At 54.7% G+C, this 19,702-nt stretch carries 17 protein-coding genes; all 17 read right to left on the reverse strand.

Features of this window, described 5'->3' with window-relative positions; genetic code table 11:
• The gene (gene asnS, locus ACLD72_RS28080; RefSeq protein ID WP_411002278.1) at positions 1-1,296 is read right to left on the reverse strand and encodes an asparagine--tRNA ligase; all 1,296 of its coding nucleotides are present in this window, start codon (positions 1,294-1,296) and stop codon (positions 1-3) included.
• Positions 1,297-1,356: 60 nt separating this feature from the next.
• Positions 1,357-2,565, reverse strand: coding sequence for an acetate/propionate family kinase (locus ACLD72_RS28085; protein ID WP_411002277.1), 1,209 nt, complete (start codon positions 2,563-2,565; stop codon positions 1,357-1,359).
• Positions 2,562-3,434 (reverse strand): 3-hydroxyacyl-CoA dehydrogenase family protein, encoded by an 873-nt coding sequence (locus ACLD72_RS28090; protein WP_128634077.1) that lies wholly within the window; start codon positions 3,432-3,434, stop codon positions 2,562-2,564. The genes ACLD72_RS28085 and ACLD72_RS28090 overlap by 4 nt, the downstream gene beginning before the upstream one ends.
• A gap of 136 nt (positions 3,435-3,570) precedes the next feature.
• Positions 3,571-5,076: an AAA family ATPase gene (locus ACLD72_RS28095; protein WP_411002276.1), complete on the reverse strand. Its 1,506-nt coding sequence runs from the start codon at positions 5,074-5,076 to the stop codon at positions 3,571-3,573.
• Complete coding sequence (locus ACLD72_RS28100) at positions 5,069-5,602, reverse strand: hypothetical protein (protein WP_411002275.1); 534 nt, start codon at positions 5,600-5,602, stop codon at positions 5,069-5,071. Before ACLD72_RS28100 ends, ACLD72_RS28095 begins: the two co-directional genes overlap by 8 nt.
• A gap of 180 nt (positions 5,603-5,782) precedes the next feature.
• Positions 5,783-6,778, reverse strand: coding sequence for a phosphotransferase (locus ACLD72_RS28105; protein ID WP_411002274.1), 996 nt, complete (start codon positions 6,776-6,778; stop codon positions 5,783-5,785).
• A 143-nt stretch (positions 6,779-6,921) separates the two neighbouring features.
• Positions 6,922-7,407, reverse strand: a complete 486-nt coding sequence (locus ACLD72_RS28110; RefSeq protein ID WP_411002273.1) for a cell wall elongation regulator TseB-like domain-containing protein — start codon at positions 7,405-7,407, stop codon at positions 6,922-6,924.
• 475 nt (positions 7,408-7,882) lie between these two features.
• Positions 7,883-9,181 carry an amidohydrolase gene (locus tag ACLD72_RS28115; protein WP_411002272.1) on the reverse strand — a complete coding sequence of 433 codons (1,299 nt, stop codon included), beginning with the start codon at positions 9,179-9,181 and terminating at the stop codon, positions 7,883-7,885.
• Positions 9,171-9,827, reverse strand: a complete 657-nt coding sequence (locus ACLD72_RS28120) for a redox-sensing transcriptional repressor Rex (RefSeq protein ID WP_411002271.1) — start codon at positions 9,825-9,827, stop codon at positions 9,171-9,173. The genes ACLD72_RS28115 and ACLD72_RS28120 overlap by 11 nt, the downstream gene beginning before the upstream one ends.
• 12 nt (positions 9,828-9,839) lie before the next feature.
• The gene (dinG, locus tag ACLD72_RS28125; RefSeq protein WP_411002270.1) at positions 9,840-12,722 is read right to left on the reverse strand and encodes an ATP-dependent DNA helicase DinG; all 2,883 of its coding nucleotides are present in this window, start codon (positions 12,720-12,722) and stop codon (positions 9,840-9,842) included.
• 198 nt (positions 12,723-12,920) lie between these two features.
• Positions 12,921-13,526, reverse strand: a complete 606-nt coding sequence (locus tag ACLD72_RS28130) for a hypothetical protein (protein ID WP_458476319.1) — start codon at positions 13,524-13,526, stop codon at positions 12,921-12,923.
• Positions 13,527-13,698: 172 nt separating this feature from the next.
• Positions 13,699-14,082, reverse strand: a complete 384-nt coding sequence (gene panD, locus ACLD72_RS28135; protein ID WP_251586330.1) for an aspartate 1-decarboxylase — start codon at positions 14,080-14,082, stop codon at positions 13,699-13,701.
• A complete protein-coding gene (gene panC / locus ACLD72_RS28140) occupies positions 14,083-14,985 on the reverse strand; it encodes a pantoate--beta-alanine ligase (protein ID WP_411002268.1) in 903 nt (300 codons plus the stop codon).
• Positions 14,982-15,851, reverse strand: coding sequence for a 3-methyl-2-oxobutanoate hydroxymethyltransferase (gene panB / locus ACLD72_RS28145; RefSeq protein WP_128634086.1), 870 nt, complete (start codon positions 15,849-15,851; stop codon positions 14,982-14,984). The genes panC and panB overlap by 4 nt, the downstream gene beginning before the upstream one ends.
• A gap of 281 nt (positions 15,852-16,132) precedes the next feature.
• Positions 16,133-17,113 (reverse strand): biotin--[acetyl-CoA-carboxylase] ligase, encoded by a 981-nt coding sequence (locus ACLD72_RS28150; protein WP_411002267.1) that lies wholly within the window; start codon positions 17,111-17,113, stop codon positions 16,133-16,135.
• A complete protein-coding gene (locus ACLD72_RS28155; protein ID WP_411002266.1) occupies positions 17,095-18,450 on the reverse strand; it encodes a CCA tRNA nucleotidyltransferase in 1,356 nt (451 codons plus the stop codon). The genes ACLD72_RS28150 and ACLD72_RS28155 overlap by 19 nt, the downstream gene beginning before the upstream one ends.
• A gap of 63 nt (positions 18,451-18,513) precedes the next feature.
• Positions 18,514-19,674, reverse strand: coding sequence for an N-acetyl-alpha-D-glucosaminyl L-malate synthase BshA (gene bshA, locus ACLD72_RS28160; protein WP_411002265.1), 1,161 nt, complete (start codon positions 19,672-19,674; stop codon positions 18,514-18,516).
• Between the last annotated feature and the right edge of the window lie 28 nt (positions 19,675-19,702).

The following is a 19,702-nucleotide window of genomic DNA, read 5'->3' on the forward strand; positions in this document are numbered from 1 at the left end:
TTATGGATACAAACGATACAGCATACGCGGGAACGGAATCGTTTCCCTCACATGGTCAAGTCCGCAGATCCAGGCGACGGTACGCTCGAGCCCGAGCCCGAAACCGGAGTGCGGTACCGAGCCGTACTTCCGCAAATCGAGGTACCACTGATAGGTTTCCGGTGACAGGTTGTGCTCCTGGAACCGGGCCTCCATCAATTCCGGATCATCGATCCGCTGGGAGCCCCCGATGACTTCGCCGTATCCTTCCGGCGCGATCATATCGGCGCACAGCACCACTTCCGGCCGGTTCGGGTCCGGCTTCATGTAAAACGCCTTGATCGCCGCCGGATAATGCGTGATAAACACCGGCTTGTCGTAACGTTCCGCGATCGCCGTCTCATGCGGCGCTCCGAAATCCTCGCCCCAAGGAATATCAAAGCCCTGCGTATGCAGATATTCAATCGCTTCATCATAAGTAATCCGCGGGAACGGAGCCTGGATGTTTTCCAGCTTGGAGATGTCGCGGTCAAGGGTTTCCAGCTCGGTGCGGCAGTTTTTCAACACCGACTGCACCACGTAGGTAACGAATTTCTCCTGAATCACCAGGCTCTCCTCATGATCCGTAAACGCCATTTCCGGTTCAATCATCCAAAATTCGATCAAGTGGCGGCGCGTTTTCGATTTCTCGGCACGGAACGTCGGCCCGAAAGAATACACTTTGCCGAGCGCCATGGCGGCCGCTTCCATGTAAAGCTGTCCGCTTTGCGTCAAATAGGCGTCTTCATCGAAATATTTGGTATGGAACAGGTTGGTCGTTCCCTCCGCGGAGGTCGGCGTTAAAATCGGAGGATCCACCAGCGTAAATCCGTTTTGGTCAAAAAACTGCTGCACGGCGCGGATGATCTCCGCGCGAATCACCATGATCGCCCGCTGTTTGCTGGAACGAAGCCATAAATGACGATGGTCCATCAAGAAATCGACGCCATGTTCCTTCGGCGTTATCGGATAGTTTTCGGTCAAATGAATGATTTCCAGATCCGTTACCGTCATTTCGTAACCGGACGTACTACGGGGCTCCTCGCGTATGACTCCCGTCACGTACAGCGAGGATTCCTGGGTTAAGCTTTTGGCCCGGTCCCAGGTTTCCTCCGACACTTCACTTTTCACGATGACCGCCTGGATATATCCGGTGCCGTCGCGCAGCTGCAGAAACTGGATTTTTCCGCTGGAGCGTTTGTTATTCAGCCAGCTGCCGATAACAACCGTCTCCCCGACATGCTCATTCACTTGACGAATCACGGTTTTGACCGCCATGTCTTTATCTCTCCTCTAACGTCACAATATATTTAACCTATAGTCAATTTAATTCGCGGTTCAGCCCTTTGATTCCTGCACGATCCGGAGCGTATCGCGGGCGATCATCAGCTCTTCGTTCGTCGGCACGACCAGAACCTCCACTTTGGAATTCGCCGTAGAGATGCGGCGCGGGTCGCCGGAACGAACCTTGTTCAGCTCTTTGTCGATTTCGACGCCAAGATAAGTGAGGTTTTGGCACACCGCCTCGCGGACGATCGCCGAATTTTCGCCGACCCCGGCGGTAAAGACGATTACGTCGACGCCGTCCATCGCTGCGGCGTAAGCGCCGATATATTTGCGCAGACGGTATTCGTACATTTCAAAAGCGAGCGTTTCATTCGGCTTGCCGGCTTCCCAGCCGTCCGTAATGTCCCGCATGTCGCTGCTGCTGCCGGAAATGGCCAAAAGCCCGCTGTGCTTGTTCAACATGGAGTTCACTTCATTGATCGTAAGCTCCTCTTTGTTCATCACGTACGGAACGATCGCCGGATCAAGATCTCCGCTTCTCGTGCCCATGATCAGGCCTTCGAGCGGTGTCATCCCCATGGAAGTATCGACGGAAACCCCATCCTTAACCGCGGTCAGGCTGGCACCGTTGCCGATATGGCAAGTAATAATTTTGAGATCTTCGATCGGACGGTTCAAAAATTCAGCGGCTGTCTTGCTCACATAAGCATGCGATGTGCCGTGGAAACCGTAACGGCGAACCTTATGCTTCTTGTAGAGCACTTTCGGAATCGCGTACAGATACGCTTTCTCCGGCATCGTTTGGTGAAACGCCGTATCGAATATGACCGTATGCGGTACGTTCGGCAGATTCGCTTCAGCCGCGGTAATCCCCATCATGCTTGGCGGATTATGTAACGGAGCCAGATCGAACAGGCGGCGGATTTCCGATTTGACTTCCCCGGTGATCAACGCCGAGCTTTTGAAAGCTTCCCCGCCATGAACGACGCGGTGGCCAACGGCATCAATTTCGTCGATGGAATCCAGAACGCCGTGCGTTTTGTCCATAAGTTTGTCCAGCACTTTACGCATCGCCGTGGTGTGCTCCAAAATATCGCTGACTTCGGTCACTTCTTCTTTCCCTGTCGGCTTATGGGTCAAAATGGAGGAATCCATACCGATCCGTTCAACAAGTCCTTTGGCCAATACGGATTCGTCCGCCATGTCGTACAACTGGTATTTCAGCGAGGAACTGCCCGCATTAATAACTAAAATTTTCACAGCCGGTCACCGTCCTTATCGTATTTGAAAAATCCTTCGCCCGTTTTCACGCCCAGATTGCCGGCGCGAACCATTTTCTTCAGCACAAAGGATGGACGGTATTTCAGTTCGCCGAATTCGCGGAACATCCGTTCCAGCGCGGCCAGCACCGAATCCAGGCCGAAGCGGTCGGCCATTTCCAACGGCCCGTATTGGAATTGGTATCCCATGCGCATCGCTTCGTCGATTTCTTCCGCGGAGGCGACACCTTCGCCAAGCACGTGCAGCGCTTCGTTGATCATAACGCAAATAATCCGGGACGTAACGAAGCCCGGGGATTCATATACCATGATGCCGCGCTTCTCCACAACTTCCTCCACGAAACGTTTCGTTTCTTCGAATGTGGAATCCGAAGTTTTCAAGCCGCGGATAATTTCAACCAGATCGATTTTGGCAACAGGATAAATAAAGTGCATGCCAATGACGCGTTCCGGATATTTCGTGGAACCGGCGATTTCCGTCAAACTGAGGGTCGACGTATTGCTTGCCAAAATAATGTGGCTAGGGCAAACCTGATCCAACTGCTTGAACACTTCTTTTTTAGCGTTCACATCTTCCGAAATAGTCTCAATGACCATATCGCAGGTGCCGAGTTCGGCAAAATGAGTTACTTTATGGATTCGGGATAAAATCAGCTTTTTCTCGGCCTGCGTAATCGCCCATTTTTCGAGCTGCTTATCGAGACTCGTCTCAATCATGCTGTAAGCATGGTCCAATTTTTCGTTTGTTTCCTCCACCAGCAGCACATCGAGCCCTTTGCCCGCGAGCATTTCGCTGATGCCCTGCCCCATCGTGCCGCCGCCGATGACGCCTATTTTTTTGTAATTCATGGTCCTCTCGCTCCATCCTTTCATGATCTCTGCATAATATTGTTCCCCAGATGTCGAATAATACATCTTTTTATACCCAACATATAATAATATCTTAGCATGACGAAAAAGTAAAAAAAATAACCGGCATCAAGTTTTATGCCGGTAAATGCAGACTGTCACGAAAATGACATCGGAATTGTTCGCCGGAAAGGCGTTCTTCTTTAAATAATACTTCGAGCGACTTGTCGAATACTGTTGAATATTGGATTAGCATTTCTTTTGTCTTTGCGGACAGTTCATCCAAAATCCGCGTATTTTCGTTCATCAAAACCTCCGTCGTCACCATATCCATGTTGACGATGCCAAGCGAAGTCAGTCCGGAGGTCATCATCGTATGGACGATTCTCAGCGCTTGTTCAAAGTCGTTGCTCGAGCCCGTGCTGCGCCCGCCGTAATAAATTTCTTCCGCGGCCGCGCCCGCCAGAGCAACCATGATTTGTCCTTCGAGATAGTCTTTCGTGTACAAATATTTTTCATCCTGCGGGTTATGCCGTACATAGCCAAGTGCTCTGCCGCGCGGGCTAAGCGCGACTTGATTCACGCTGCCCGGAGCCACAACCTCAGCGGCGATTGCATGGCCGAGCTCGTGGATCGCCACACGGCGCTTCTCTTCCTCGTTCGCCTGCCGGTCCGTCTTCTCGCCCATCATCACCTTATCGATCGCCATCGACAGATGGGGCTGCAGGATTTCGGCCACGCCTTCGCGCATCGCGTAGATGGCCGCTTCGTTCATGACGCTTTCGAGCTGCGCCCCCGAAAATCCAAACGATTCCTCGGCCACCTTCTCCAGGCTGACGCTTTCGTGCATCGGCTTGTTTTTCGCATGCAGCTCCAGAATGTGAAGCCGGCCCTTTTTATCGGGCAGATCGACCTGAATATGCCGGTCAAAACGGCCCGGCCGGAGCAAAGCGCCGTCCAGCATTTCCTTACGGTTGGTCGCGGCGATCAGGAGAATGCGCGGCGCGTCAGACGAATAAATGCCGTCCATCTCCGTCAGGAGCTGGTTCAGCGTCTGGTCGTATTCGCGCTGCTGTCCGCCTTCCCGTTTGCCGCCGATCACCTCGATCTCATCGATGAAAATAACCGCGTTCTCCTTATTTTCTTTGGCCGCGCGCGTCTTCGCTTCCTTAAACAGGTCGCGGATGCGGCTCGCGCCCACACCGACGTACATCTCCACAAATTCGGAGCCCGAAGCCGCCACGAACACCGCGTTGGTATGCTGTGCGGCTGCTTTCGCCAGCAGCGTTTTCCCGGTCCCGGGAGGACCCGTCAACAAAATCCCTTTGATCGGCCGGATGCCAAATTTGCTGATTTCCTCGTGGCGCACCATAAAATCAAGCGCTTCGCGCAATTCCTGCTTAGCGCTCTCCTGGCCGCCGATTTCCTCGAACGTCAGCTTGGCCGGGCCTCTTTGCTGGCTTTTCCGCTGCTGGGCCGCTCCGATCGCAATTCCGCCCCCGCGCATTTTGATCGCCGCAAACAACACGCCGAACAAAACAAATAAAATCACAAGCGGCACGACGTTATAACCAACGATCGCCATGAACACGAGCAGCACCGGAATAAATCCTACCGCCGCCTCTACCATCCATTTACGCATTCGGCCATGCCCCCAATCGTTCCGGAGTCCGCGGCAAAATGATAAACTTGCTGGCTTGTCCGTCCGTCAGCGTAATGTAGACATTATCCTCGTCCATCTCCGCTCTGGCCGTCACCTTGGCGTTCGCCTGCTCCATCTGCTCCAGCGCGGACGTGATTTCCGTATACTTCTTTGTTTCCATCGCCTGCGCCACGCTGAACAGCGCCTTCTGCCACAACTCGTCCAAAACCGGCGAGGAATGATCTTTCACGTCCAGCTTCAGCGTCCGGCTGCCGATTTGCCACTTTCCGTCTTGTTCTATTTTCTTTACCAGATTGCCGAGATCCGTCCCGGGTGCGAGATCCAGCTTCACGGCAAGTTCATTCGGCTTAATATCCAACTGAACGCCGTTTACGCCATCATAAGTTTTTACGATATTTTCCAGCGGACGCTCAATCGCCCACTGCCGATATATGAACCATCCGCCAAACAGTAATACGGCGGAAATGACAACACTCGATACAATTGGTCCAATACGCAGTTTCACGTGATGTCCCCCTTATCTATATTTCTGATATGGTTACTTTTAGCAAAAACCATTGCTTATCGGATATAATTTTCGATATATCAAACCATATATCAAATCCACAAATAAGAGTATATCACATGATCTATCAATTATCGAAAAAAAGTATGACTATATTTCAAATTTTAAATGGGTTCACTGCTACATATTCTCAAGCAGAACAGGCAATTCGTTTAGATGGTCGGCGAGCCACCCCATTTCTTTGGCGAACCGGGCAGGCGGGACGCTGTGTTGATCCATCTTTTCATTAATCCACCAAACACTTTCCATATACCACAACAGTTGCAACGAGCGAACCAACAATCCTTCCTGCAACGGGCATTCTTCGCCATATCCTTGAAGAAACGCCGCAGCTAAAGAAACATCCAGAGTCTCCTTAAAGGCGCATGACATGGTCGCCCGAGCAACATCAAGCCAGGGATATTCAAAATTGAGCCGGTCGAAATCCAAAATAGCCGATAACCGATGATCGTCAAACAACAAATTATCCACCCATAAATCGCGGTGTGCCCAACCTTGCGGTATTCCCGCAAAAACTTCCACATCCGCCAATTCGGTGGCCAAAAGTTGTTTTTCGATAGGTTCGAGAATGTTCGTTTTACCTGCCGCTTCCGCTTGAGCCCAGACCGATTTCCAATAAGTTAAACGTTCCTCACGACTTGGCGGTATAAAATTTGGGGCGTTTCTCCTGGCAAGCGTTCCGTCATTCAGCAGCCGGTGCATTTTGCCCGCCATTCTCCCTAAATCATGAATTTGAGAGGAGTTGACCTCCCCCGGAGGGACCAGTTTCCCTTTACAATATTGCATGACAATGAATTTTTCCCCATGCTCGGACTCCAGCAAGATTTGGTCTTGGTATGTAACAATATTAGGACAGGCAATACCTTGGCGGAATAATCTTATTTGCTGGGAAAGCGCAATAGAAAGCTGGCTCGGATTGTATAACCGATACCTTTCTTTATTGTATTGTTTAAGAACATATTCTCCGGAATCCGTTGCAACTTTCCATTTTAAATTAAGCCAGCCGCGTTTGATCGTGGTTGCGTGCAGGATACGTAATCCAAAATAGTCCTGAAACGATTTTCTTAAATCGTTATAAATACCTTCCTCGTGCAGCATTTGATCAGAACCCGCCAAGTGCATACCCCTCCTAAAAAATAAAATGATCATGCATAGCGAACGTTTGTTTCTATATTACAAAAAAACGGCTTCCACGTTCAAGCAACTGAACATAGAAACCGTATGCTTCAAATCTCTTATTCGGTTAACGCCATGGAGGATCAGCGGTTCGGAAGCGTAAATACATCCTCTAACGCTTCGCCGGTGCCGAAATCATAAAAACGGTAGTAATGATGATCCTTTTGTTTATAAAACAACTGCCACACCAGCCGTTCATTATAGATGCCGGGCACTAGCCTGACGATATTGATTCCGGGCAGGCCTTTGTTGATGATCGCCCGCACCTGGTCCTCCGACACGCCTTCCGAAAGCAGCCGCACCTCGGGTGTATGCCCTTCCCGCAGCCACACCATCATCGCGCGGCCGGATGCGTCTTTGCCCTGCACCACCCAGCACACTTCGTCCCATACCGATTTCCAGACTTTATCGCCCTGGACCAGGTCCGTCTCCTGTTTCGCCTGCTCTATCACTGCATTCTCGCTTGCCCAAGTATCTTGAAGAACATAGATATAAAAACGGTGAAGGGCAAAAAGCACGATCACTAAAATCAGCAGCGAAAGCAGGAGCCACTTGGTTCTCTTTCTCAACCTTCTCTTCCTTTCCCCTGTAGCCAGTCGTTTAAACCCACCATTCGCACATACTCGCACAATCGCAGAAAAATAACGGTAATTTGGGTCGTTATTCGAACAATTTTACCTTGTGTCCGCAAAATAGCGGTAAATTTAGGCCTTATTTCCTCCGAAGACGGCAATATCCACCTTAATCACGGCCAGGGCAGGAAAATAACGACAAAAATGTCCCTTATTGTGGCCGAGACCTCTTCAAATCCGAAAATAACGCCTTTTTTTACCGCTAAATCGGCGCAATCGCAGGCTTAGGCATTGACGCAGTCATTAACGCAGTCATTAACGCAGTCATTAACGCAGCCATAGGCGCAATCACAGGCTCAGTCACAGCCACGATCATGACCAAAGCCACTGCTGCAACTGCAACCGCAACACGATCACGACCCTAGCCACACTGCTGCAACTGCAACCTCACGCACCGTTCAAGACCAAACCTCTACCGGGCCAGCAGCCCTTCGAAGGCCGCCTGCGCCTCATGGCGGATACGCTCCTCGTCGAGGGTAAGGCAAGCCCCGTGTTTGACCACCTGCTCACCGTTAACCCACACATGCTCTACGTCTTTGGAACCGGCCGAATAGACGACATGGGAAACGTAATCCGTCCTTGGCAGGAAATGGGCCTGTTCCGTATTCAGCGCGATAAAATCCGCCTTCATGCCGGCCGCAAGTTTCCCCGTATTCGGCAAAAACACCGATTTCGCTCCGTATTCCGTACCCATTTTGAGGGCTTCCAGCGCCGGAACGGCGGTAGGATCGCCGGAAACGCCTTTGTGGATCAACGCGGCAAGGCGGACCTCCTCCAACATATCAAGGTTGTTGTTGCTGGCGGCCCCGTCCGTCCCAAGCGACACGACCACGCCTTTGCCTAGCAGTTCCGGTACTCGCGCCACGCCGCTGGCCAGCTTCAGGTTACTGCCGGGATTGTGCGACACCGCCACGTTATGCGCCGCCAAAATCTCGATCTCTTCATCGGTCAAATGCACGGCGTGAGCAAGCAGCGATGGGCGGGAGAACATCCCGAGGTTCAGCAAATGCTGAACCGGTCTGACCCCGTAATCGTTCACGTTTTGCTCCACTTCCGCCCGCGTCTCTGACATATGCGTATGCATCGGCAGATCCAGATCATGAGCCGCTTGCACGAATTTCTCGAAAAATTCCGGCGGACACGTGTACGGCCCATGCGGCGAAATCATCGTCGTGATTCGGCCGTCCGCTTGACCGTGCCAATTTTTCGCAAACGCGATCGCTTCGTTCAGCTTCTGCTGCTGCACATCCGACGGGCACAACCCGATAACGCCGCGCATCAGCACAGCCCGAATGCCCGATTCCTGCACGACTTTGGCCACTTCATCCATATGGTCGTACATGTCCAGGAAGGTGGTCGTCCCGCCCTTAAGCATCTCCAGCACAGCCAACGCCGTCCCGGCGTACACGTCGCCGGCGGTGAATTTGGCTTCCATCGGCCACATTTTTTCCTGAAGCCATGTCTGCAGCACCATGTCGTCGCCGTAACCGCGCAATAGCGACATCGCCGCATGGCCATGCGTGTTGATCAGCCCCGGCATAAACAGCAGCCCGTTTCCGTCAAAAGTTTCCGCGTCTGCCGCGCCTTCCGGAAGCTGCTCGCCGATATAGGAGATCGTATCGCCCTCAACGAGCATATAGCCTTTAACAATAGAACGGGCCTGGTCGAACACGACAAAGGTTCCGTTCTTGATTAACCATTTACGACTCATGAGCAGGTTGTTCCTTTCCGTTTCCGTTATCCAAGTAATACGCCAAACTGAGCAAATCGGTCGTGAAATCGGCGGCATGAATGCGGACTTCCGGCGGCACCTTCAGAATTGTAGGGGCAAAGTTCAGAATCGCCCCGATTCCCGCCGCCACCAGTTGATCCGCCACGCGCTGCGCTTCAAAATCAGGCACGGTAATAATCCCGATCCGGATATTTTTCTCCCGCACCGTTTCCGTCAGCTCTTCGATCGGCTGGATTGTGATGTTATTGATCTGCGTGCCGATCTTCGCCGGAGACGCGTCAAACACCGCCACGATTTTCATGTTGTCCTTCAAATAAGCGTTGTAATTCGAAAGCGCGTGCCCCAAATTACCGGCGCCGACCAGCGCAACGTTGACCTGTTGGTCCAGATTGAGAATTTCCTGGATTTTCTCGATCAAATACGCGACATCGTAGCCGATGCCCTTTCGCCCGAAATCGCCAAAGTAGGCCAGATCTTTGCGGATCTGGGCCGGATTGAGGTCGAGCTTCTGGCCGAGCTCCTGTGAGGAAACCGTAGGCACCTCGCGCCGGCTCAGTTCGTTGAGAAAGCGCAAATACACCGGCAGCCGGCGTACTACGGCATCGGAAATTTTTTCGGATTTCATACGTTTATCCCCCTATTCTGACGCAGACTTAGAAACGTCTTCGTCTCCCGGACTTAACCATTCCGATATGCGCGGAACCATCTGAGAGAGCGGCATATGCTCCATCTTCGGCCCGGGCAGTGAATATAAAAAGTATTTCCCATAGTAAGATTCCAAGATGCGGGTATCGTAAACAACCACGATCCCCCGGTCCTGCGAGGAGCGGACGAGCCTGCCAAATCCCTGCTTAAAGCGGATGACCGCCTGGGGCACGGACAGTTTCATGAAAGGATTTTTCTTCTCCTTCTGCAGCCGTTCGCTTTTCGCTTCCACCAGCGGATGGTTGGGGGGCTGGAAAGGCAGGCGGACGATCGCCAAGCTCGTCAAAGCTTCGCCCGGAATGTCCACGCCTTCCCAGAAGCTGCTCGTTCCCAGCAGCACGGACGCCGCCTGGCCCTGGAACCGCCTTGTCAGCTTGCTGCGGCTGCCGCTGTCCATGCCTTGGCCGATAACCGTGATCCCCTGCGGCGACAGCAGCTCCTTCAGCGGATCATACACCTGCCGCAGCATCCGGTAAGACGTAAACAGCACCAGCATGCGGCCTTTAGTCGCCACTGCGGTATCGGCGAGCGAATGCACCAGCGTACTGACGAAATGATCGTCGCCCACGCTCCCCTTCACGCTTGGAAAATCGCGCGGAATAACGAGCAGCGCCTGGTTCCGGTAATCAAACGGCGACGGCAGCATCGTCGTGTTCAGCCGCTCTTGCTCGGCCGCTTCCGTCAGTCCCAACTGTTCGATCATATATTGGAACGACTTGTCGACCGACAGGGTTGCCGAGGTCATCACCACGCTTTTTTTCCTGTCGAAAAAATATTCCTTTAGCTGTGCGCTAACGTCGATCGGAACGGCATACATCTGCAAGGAGCGGCTGCGGAAATTCCCGTTCGCTTCCATCCAGTAAACCGTCTCCTCGCTCTCCAGCTTCATGAAGAAACGCAGCGCTTCCCGCTCGTTGGCCAAATCCTTGAATAAACCGTTGATGTCGGTCATCAGGCTTTCGGAGCCGAAATCCTCCTGATCTTCCCGGATTTGGGCGAGCATGCGGTCGCCCTTGCGAAGCACGTCCCCAAGCGCGACGTAAATCTGGTTCTCCAGCGCCGACAGCTTATCCCATTCCTGCGGTTTCTTTAGCGGAAGCAGACGGTAAACGAATTGCCCCGGATCGCCGGGCGCCGCGTCACTCCGTTCCGGCATGAGCGCAAACAACAGCTCGCTGAGCTTGTCCCAGCTCTCCTTCACATCGATCAGCGTCGGGTACATTTCGTCGATGACAGAGCACCATTCGCCCGTTTTTTCACCTCCCGCCGCTTGCAAAGCGATGCGGAGATTCGGCAACTGGCCGGTCTTGCTGTCCTTGAACAGCCGGGTAAGCGTATGAATGACGGTAAAATACTTCATATGAATGCCCAGATGTTTGCCTGCCACATCCTCCAAATGATGCGCTTCGTCGATGACCAAGCGCTCGTACCCCGGCAACAGCTGATGCCCGGCCTGGATATCGGTAAACAGCTTGGAGTGGTTCGTAATGACCACATCGGCTACCCCGGCTTCATGTTTGGCCCGGTGGTAAAAGCATTTGCGGAACCACGGGCAGGACCGTCCGAGGCAGGAGTCCGACTCGCTGGCCACCGTTTCCCAGAAATCGCCGCCGCGATTGCCCAAATTGAGCTCTTCATCGTCGCCGTTGACCGTTTGTGTCAGCCACACGATCATTTGCGCCGCCGTCATCACCTCTTCTTTCGGCGTAGCAAAGTCTTTTCTATTTATTTTATGTTCAAATTTGCGCAAGCACAAATAATGCTGCCTTCCTTTGAATACGGCAGCCAGGAAAGGAAACGGCACCACTTCGGTAAGCAGCGGAACATCTCTTTCCCGCAGCTGCTCCTGCAGATTGATGGTATGCGTGCTAACCATCACTTTTTCTTCCCGTTTGACGCTGTGATAAATAGCGGGCAGCAAATAACCAAGCGATTTCCCCGTTCCGGTGCCCGCTTCGATCAGCAGGTGCTTATCCTCGGCAAAAGCCTGGCTCACTTTCTCCAGCATCTTGTTTTGCGCGTCCCGCTCCTCGTATTGGGGCAGCCTTTCGCGCAAGCGCTCCCTTACCTGCTCCATGAACTGCTCGAAGGACACACCCTCCAGCGGATTCTCCGCCATAACGCCCCGCGGAGATTCGATATCCATCCAATCCTCCGCCTGCAATGCGAATTGGCGGTAGTAGATGTAACCGTCATCGCTTTGCTCGGTTTCGCGTTCCTTCTCCTGGACCATGGCGTCAAAAAACCAACCGAGATCACTGTCCTCGCCCGCAAACAAATCCGCGAGGCGCTGCAGCGTCAAAAGCGGCAGCCGCTCGCATTCCTCCAGGCATTTCAGGAAGATCAGCGCCGTCGCCAAGGCGTCGCTGTCCGCTTGGTGCGGCCGGTCGTGCTGGATCTCGAATTCGGCGGCCACGAGCCCAAGCTGATAGGAGGTCAGCGAAGGAAAGAGGATTTTCAGAAAATCCATCGTATCCAGAATCCGCCCCGTAAACGGCAGATAGCCCGTTTTGTCCAAAGCGCTTTGCAGATAGTTGAAGTCGAAAGCGACATTGTGCCCGACCAGCACCACATCGTTTAGCAGCGGAACCATCTCCATCATCACTTCGTCCAGGTCCGGCGCGTCCTTGACATCGTCTTCCGTGATGCCGGTCAATCCCGTGATGAATGGCGGGATCGGTATTCCCGGTTTGACGAAGGAGTGATATACCTGCGAAATCGACTTATCCGGTTCTATAATGGCAAGTCCCACTTGAATAATTTCATCGGAGGACTGGTTGCCCGTCGTTTCAAAATCGAGCACGGCATATTTCATTGCTTTTTAAGTCCCTTTCGTTCCAGTCTCTTTTACAGCATAACAGAAGAAGAGCGATTTGAAAATTCATGGCGGGCGTTATGTGTAATTAAAATCACAAAATAAAAGAGCGATGCGCCCGCGCTCATAGGCGGATTTACGCATCGCTCAACCGGTTTACGCAAAATAACGTTCGATCATGCCAACGATAAAAACGGTTTACAGCAAAGAAGCTAATTCATTGCCATAATACAATTTGCCCGTGCTGTTCAGACAAGCCTCAAGATTTGCCAAAGGCTCGGCGAGGGACGGATCGCTGTGGTGAGCCAAAGTAAAGTATTCCTTGGCTTTGGCCAAAATCCCTTTTTGCGCTTCGATGCAGCCCAGCGCATTATAAATGATCGAGCGAAGCCGTTTGTTTCCGGCGTTCTCCAGAACGAGCCAAAACTGCCGCGCGGCTTCCTCGCTTTGCTCCAGATGCAGATGGCACATACCCAGGAAGGTCCGGCCAAGCACGCTCCCGGGATACTGCTTCAGCACCTGCTCAAACTGCTCCAACGCCTGGGTAAACATCATCAATTTGTAATAACCTTGCCCTTTGATAAACGGGCCCGATTCGATCTCGGGGAGCGACAGAACCTCCTCAGTTTCAAGGTTGCCCCATCTTTGGCGCATCGCGGCCATCTTCTCTTCGAAACAAAGCCACTCCTCAATGATCCCGTCGCTCATGTGCTTAAGCAGGTGCCATTTTTGCGCGAGTTCCTGCTTTTGGACGCCCTGGGCCAGCGGATATTTACGCGAAATATCATCCAACATCTCATTCATTTCCGCAAAAACATGCTGAAACATCATTCGCATCCCACCCTTAACGAAAATGAAATCGGTCCGAGCCTTAAGATCATTTTTTGTTCCGGGCGGGTTTTTCATTCCCGCAAGCTTCAATTGCATATATTTGCTTCCGATTGGCGGCGAAATTCAGGCGCGCGTGACGGGCAAATCAACGGATAGCCGCGTGCAGCTCTTGATGCGCTTTTTCCACGGGCCGGTTGTTTTCGTCCACGAACACGACGGTTGGCTTATGGCTGCGCACCTCTTCGGGAGACATCATCGCATAGGAAATAATAATGACATTGTCGCCGGGCTGCACGAGCCGTGCGGCCGCGCCGTTCAGGCAGATGACGCCGCTGCCGCGCGGTCCCGGGATCACATATGTTTCCAGGCGCGCGCCATTGTTGTTGTTGACGATCTGCACTTTTTCGTTCTCCAGGATATCGGCGGCTTCCATCAGATCTTCGTCGATCGTAATGCTGCCGACATAGTTCAAATTCGCTTCCGTCACGGTCGCCCGGTGGATTTTCGATTTCATCATCGTTCTGAACAATTAGGCCATCCCCTTTTTGGTCAAAATCACGTTGTCGATCAATCGCGTCGTCCCGAACTTCACGGCCACCGCGATGAGCACGCCGGCTTCGCGGCTCCCTTCGTCAAGCCGCTTCGTATCAACGAGCGGAGACAAACCGGGAAAATCGGTGATTTCCACGTAATCGATATCGGCCAGCGGTTCCGCACCAATGGCCTGGATCAGATCCGCGCGGATCTCCCCGGCCGTGACCGGCTCCTCCCCACGGGCTTTCTCCTGCGCCTGAAGGAGGCTTACGGACAACACAAGCGCCGCCTTGCGCTCCTCGGGGCTTAAATATACGTTGCGCGAGCTGAGCGCGAGCCCGTCCGGCTCCCGTACGATCGGGCAGGGAACGATTTCAACGTCAATATTCAAATCCTCCGTCATCTGGGCGATCACGGCCACCTGCTGCGCGTCCTTTTGCCCGAAATAAGCGCGGTCCGGCTGCACGATGTGGAACAGCTTGCTCACGACGGTCGTCACGCCGTCGAAATGCCCCGGCCGCGAAGCGCCGCAGAGGCGCTCCGTAAGTTCCGCGACTTTGACCTTGGTATGAGTCGGACGGGGATACATTTCCTCTACGCTCGGCATAAACACGGCATCCACGCCTTCCCGTTCGGCGAGCGCCAGGTCCTTTTCGGCATCGCGCGGATATCGTTCGAAGTCTTCGTTCGGCCCGAACTGAATCGGATTGACGAACACGCTTAGCACTACAAGGTCGTTTTCGCTGCGCGCTTTACGCAGCAGGCTGGCATGGCCCTCATGCAAATATCCCATGGTCGGGACAAGCGCTACCCGCAGTTTTTTTCCTTTTCCCGCCGCCGCCAAACGCTCCGCCTGCAAATGCTCCCTAAGCGCCCGGATTTCCGTAAAGGTCTTCATGCTTTTGTTTCCACCTTTCCTTTGCCGTACAACGTCTCAAGCACGCCGTCTTCCGCGGCGAACACATGCTCCTGGGCCGGGAAAGCGCGGGTTTTGACCTCGCGTACATATTCCGAAATGCCGCTGCGGATTTGCGCTCCGATGTCGGCATACGTTTTGACGAAACGTTTTTCCCGGTAATCCGGGGTATATTTAAGAACATCGTGAAACACGAGCACCTGGCCGTCGCAGCCGCGGCCCGCGCCGATGCCGATCGTTGGAATGGACAGCTCCTTGGAAATCGCCTCCGCCACCTCCTCGGTGACCAGCTCCAGCACGATCCCAAACGCCCCCGCGCGCTCCAGCGCCTTGGCGTCCTCCAGCAGGCGCCGGGCGTCCTTCGCATCCTTGCCCTGAATGCGGTAGCCGCCGATTTGGTTGACCGACTGCGGCGTTAGTCCGATATGGCCCAGCACCGGTACTCCGGCCTGCACGATAGCCTGAACAGCCAGGGCGATTTCGGCCCCGCCTTCCATTTTCACGGCATGCGCGTGCCCTTCCTGCATCAGGCGGCGGACGTTCTTCAGCGTCTCTTCAAGGCTTCCGTGATACGTCATAAACGGCATGTCCGTGACGATAAACGTATGCTGCGCCCCCCGGGCCACGGCGCGGCTATGATAGACCATATCGTCCAGCGTCACCGGGACCGTCGTATCGTAGCCCAGCACTACATTGCCGAGCGAATCGCCGACGAGCAGCACATCCGCGCCGGCCTCTTCCGCCAATTGCGCCGACGGATAATCGTAGGCGGTAATCATCGCAATCGGCGAACCATCCTGCTTCATCTTTTTCAATTTCACGATGTTTAATGCTTGTTTTCCAGCCAATTTTCCCATCTCCTTCGGTTTGGCTTGCCGCCCGCGTCCATTCGCGTACCTTTGTATACCGAAAAAACGCGCACAACAAAAAAACCTTTTAGTTTGGCACTAAAAAGGTCCGAATTCATAGAAGGAGTCACTTGCTTCGTCCCTTCTGTCTCGGTCCTCTTCGGCTCAGAGCAGAATCCAACGCAGGCTTCATCACATTAACCTACAGCCGCTAAGAGTGCAGTTCGAACGGGTGCCGATACCGCCTCCTGAGCACAGTATAACAAATTACGTCACGTTTTTCATCCGCCAAATTGCACTTCGCCGGAAAATATAATGCGCATGTTTCCGTTATCCCCCGCCAGCACCAGCGCCCCGGAAGGATCGAGAGCCTTCGCCAGCCCCGTTACGTCTCCGGCGGGCGTTTTGACGGTGACCCGCCGGCCCAGCGTAACCGACAAAGCTTCCCAAAGATGGCCGATCGGCGCAAAGCCCTCCTGACGGTAAAGCTCGTACAGTTGTTCTATTTCCGCCAGCACCGCTCCGATCAGCTCCGCCCGGTCGATGCGGCGGCCGCTTTCGATCTGCAGCGATGTCGCGACGTCCTGAAGCTGGGGCGGGATGTCTTTGGCCTCCAGATTGACATCGATCCCAATGCCGGCGATGGCGTAGCGGATCAGTTCGTCCTCGCCAACCGATTCGACGAGGATGCCGCATATCTTGCGGCCGCCCACGAGCAAATCATTGGGCCATTTGATGCCTGCGTCAACGCCTGCTGTATGGCGCACGGCGCGGCACACGGCCACCGCGATCAGCAGGGTGAGCTGCGGCGCAAAGGACAGCGGCTGCCGGTCCGGACGCAGCAGCAGGCTCATCCATACGCCTTTGCCCGGCGGCGAATACCAGGCCCGGCCCTGACGGCCGCGGCCGCCCGTCTGCTCGTCGGCGACGACCAGGGTGCCGGCCGGAGCTCCGGCCTCGGCCAGCTCCCGCACCTCCGCTTGCGTAGAGACCGTCTTTTCGAGCAGCCGGATTTGCCGCCCGAATAAAATGCGGTCCTGCAGCGCCCGGACCAAGGCGGAATGGGTGATTTTATCGGGCTTGCGGACAAGCCGGTAACCCCGGCGCGGGGCGGATTCAAACTCGTAGCCCTCCTCGCGCAGCTTGGCGATTTGCTTCCAGACCGCCGTCCGGCTGATCGAGAGGCGGCGGCTAATCTCCTCTCCGGATATATATTGCCCCGGATGCTCCAGGAGCATGTCGATCAATCGGTTTGCTTCCATGCTTCGCTTAACCCCGCTTTCACGTAATTCAGCAATGCTTGCTTATCGTTATGTATCTCCCCGGCAGCCACCGAAATAAGCAGCCGCTTCATCAGCTCGCCAAGCCATGGGCCGCCTTTTTTGCCAGCCAGCTCCAGCACGTCTTTGCCGCTGATGGCCAGCTCGGACAAAGCGTGCACCTGCACTTCCCCATGCCAATACTGCGCGAGTGCGAGCCGCTCCCGCTCTGTTATTCGCTGCGCTTCGGGGAGGGACGCGGCTGCCAAAACGGCCGCCTGCCGGCGCAGCCAAAACGCAGCCGCCGCTTGACCAAGCGTCACCTGCAGGACGACCCAGCGGCGGCGAAGGGGTACCTCGTTGCGCTCCTCGGCCTCGGCCCGCGCCCAGGCTTCGTCGAAGCGGACGATCGCCGCCGTCTCCTCGGCGGCCCTATTCGGAAACGTCCACCCTTTCATCAAAGGGATGACGTCCTCACCGGCGGTGCCGAGCGCCTGCAGCAGCAGCGACCAGCGCAGCGCCTGCGGCTCTGTCGGCAGCTCCGCCAGCGCCGCCAGCAGCTCCCGCCGCGGCTCGGCCGCAAGCAGCTGCCGCGTCAGCCGCGCCGGCTCCGCATCGCCCGCCACGGCCTCCGGCAGCGCCGCCTTCACATGCCGCAGCAGCCCGCTGCGCTCAAGCAAGGCCAAGCCGCGCAGCGGACGCGGACCGAGCACGACTTTCTCCAGCTCGGTCCGTACGCGCTCCATCGCGATGTAGGTCAGCTTGTCCTTGCCCCGCAGCAGCGCTCTCCATAGGCTTTTGGCCGGGCGGAAGCCAAACACCGAGGCGAAGCGGACCGCCCGCAGCATGCGCAGGGCGTCCTCCTCGAACCGCTCCTCGGCCGCGCCGACACAGCGGATCAGACCGCGTTTGATGTCGCCTTGGCCTCCGTACGGATCGATAAGCGCCCCATGGATGTCCCGGGCGATGGCGTTCATCGTAAAATCGCGGCGCAGCAAATCCTCGGCAACGGCGTCCACGAACTCCACCGAGGCCGGCCGGCGATGGTCCTCGTATTGCGACTCCTTGCGGAACGTCGTTACCTCAAACGCATAGGCATCCATCAGCACCGTAACCGTGCCGTGCTCGATCCCCGTCGGAACAGTACGCTCAAAAATAGCGATTACGTCCTCCGGTTTCGCCGAGGTGGCGATATCCATGTCGTGAACCGGCCGGCCCATCAGCTCGTCGCGCACGCATCCGCCGACAAAAAAAGCCTGGAACCCGCGTTCCAGCAAAGTATGCAGCACCTTTTCCCCCTGATTCACCATCAGGGGGTCTACCTGTGTCCAGCGATTCATTTGCTTACCTCCAAACGTTCCCGCTCAAGCCAACCGAAGCGGGCATACCGCGCCCGTTCCGATTTAGCTGCAAGCCGGCTTCAACTGCGGAGCCTCAAGGTTCAACACGCGGTAATAAATCTCTTCGTAATTGGCCATGGTTTGCTGGCTGCTGAAATCGTTTCTCGCCCGGTTCAGGCAGGCTTCCCGCATCTTTGCGCCAAGCTCCGGACTTTTCAGCAATGTCAGGCAGTATTCGGCCATCCGTTTCGTATCGCCGATCGGGGCGAGAAAACCGGTTTCACCGTGCTTCACGAGTTCAGGGATGCCCCCGGCGATCGTTCCGACCGTCGGCACGCCGCAGGCCATCGCTTCCAAAGCGACCAGCCCGAAGCTTTCCTTCTCCGAAGGCAGCAGCAAAATATCGGCCATCGAAATGACGTGCGCGATATCGTCCTGTTTGCCGAGAAAATGCACCCGGTCGCTCAGTCCCATCTCATTGATTTTCAACTGGATTTTCGGGAGATCCGGACCTTCGCCGACGAACAGCAGCTTTGACGGCACTTCTTCATTGACGCGATGGAAAATGTCCACGACGTCCCCGACCCGTTTGACCGGGCGGAAATTGGAAATATGCATCAGCACTTTTTCGCCGGGCTCGGCGAAATCCGCGCGGCAGCCGGCCGCGTCCCGGGGATAATACACCCGTTCGTCGACGAAGTTGTAAGTCAAATCAATATCCCGGGTGATGTCCAGCACCTCCCGCGTCTCCCGCGTCAAATCGAGCGAAACCGATGTTACCGCGTCGCTTTCGTTAATCGCCAGCCGGATCAGGTCCTTCAGCGATTCGTCCTGGGCCAGCACGGTGATGTCCGTCCCGTGCAGCGTGGTGACGACCTTCAGCGAGTCGCCGACCATCTGTTTGGCCAAAAAAGCGCAAACGGCATGGGGAACCGCGTAATGGACATGCAGAACATCCAGCTTCTGCGATTTGGCGACTTGCGCCATTTTCGTCGCGAGCGACAAATCGTAAGGAGGATAGCGGAACACGTAATAATCGCTAACTTCCACCTCATGATAAAAAATGTTTTTATGGTAACCTCCCAGACGGAAAGGAACGCTATGCGAAATAAAATGCACCTCATGCCCTTTTTCCGCCAGCAGCTTCCCCAGCTCGGTGGCTACAACCCCCGAACCGCCCAAAGAAGGGTAACAAGTGATGCCTATTTTCAAAAATGGATCCATATGGCGGGGGCCTCCTTCATGTTCAAGT

The organism is Paenibacillus lacisediminis (assembly GCF_046567315.2).

Bases quoted from the DNA above. Each gene is read 5' to 3' on its own strand.
- ACLD72_RS28115 (WP_411002272.1), bottom strand. From the start codon at position 9,181: ATGAGTCGTAAATGGTTAATCAAGAACGGAACCTTTGTCGTGTTCGAC.
- asnS (WP_411002278.1), bottom strand. From the start codon at position 1,296: ATGGCGGTCAAAACCGTGATTCGTCAAGTGAATGAGCATGTCGGGGAG.
- panC (WP_411002268.1), bottom strand. From the start codon at position 14,985: ATGAAGACCTTTACGGAAATCCGGGCGCTTAGGGAGCATTTGCAGGCG.
- ACLD72_RS28090 (WP_128634077.1), bottom strand. From the start codon at position 3,434: ATGAATTACAAAAAAATAGGCGTCATCGGCGGCGGCACGATGGGGCAG.
- ACLD72_RS28095 (WP_411002276.1), bottom strand. From the start codon at position 5,076: ATGCGTAAATGGATGGTAGAGGCGGCGGTAGGATTTATTCCGGTGCTG.
- dinG (WP_411002270.1), bottom strand. From the start codon at position 12,722: ATGAAATATGCCGTGCTCGATTTTGAAACGACGGGCAACCAGTCCTCC.
- ACLD72_RS28120 (WP_411002271.1), bottom strand. From the start codon at position 9,827: ATGAAATCCGAAAAAATTTCCGATGCCGTAGTACGCCGGCTGCCGGTG.
- ACLD72_RS28155 (WP_411002266.1), bottom strand. From the start codon at position 18,450: ATGAATCGCTGGACACAGGTAGACCCCCTGATGGTGAATCAGGGGGAA.
- bshA (WP_411002265.1), bottom strand. From the start codon at position 19,674: ATGGATCCATTTTTGAAAATAGGCATCACTTGTTACCCTTCTTTGGGC.
- ACLD72_RS28150 (WP_411002267.1), bottom strand. From the start codon at position 17,113: ATGGAAGCAAACCGATTGATCGACATGCTCCTGGAGCATCCGGGGCAA.
- ACLD72_RS28130 (WP_458476319.1), bottom strand. From the start codon at position 13,526: ATGAATGAGATGTTGGATGATATTTCGCGTAAATATCCGCTGGCCCAG.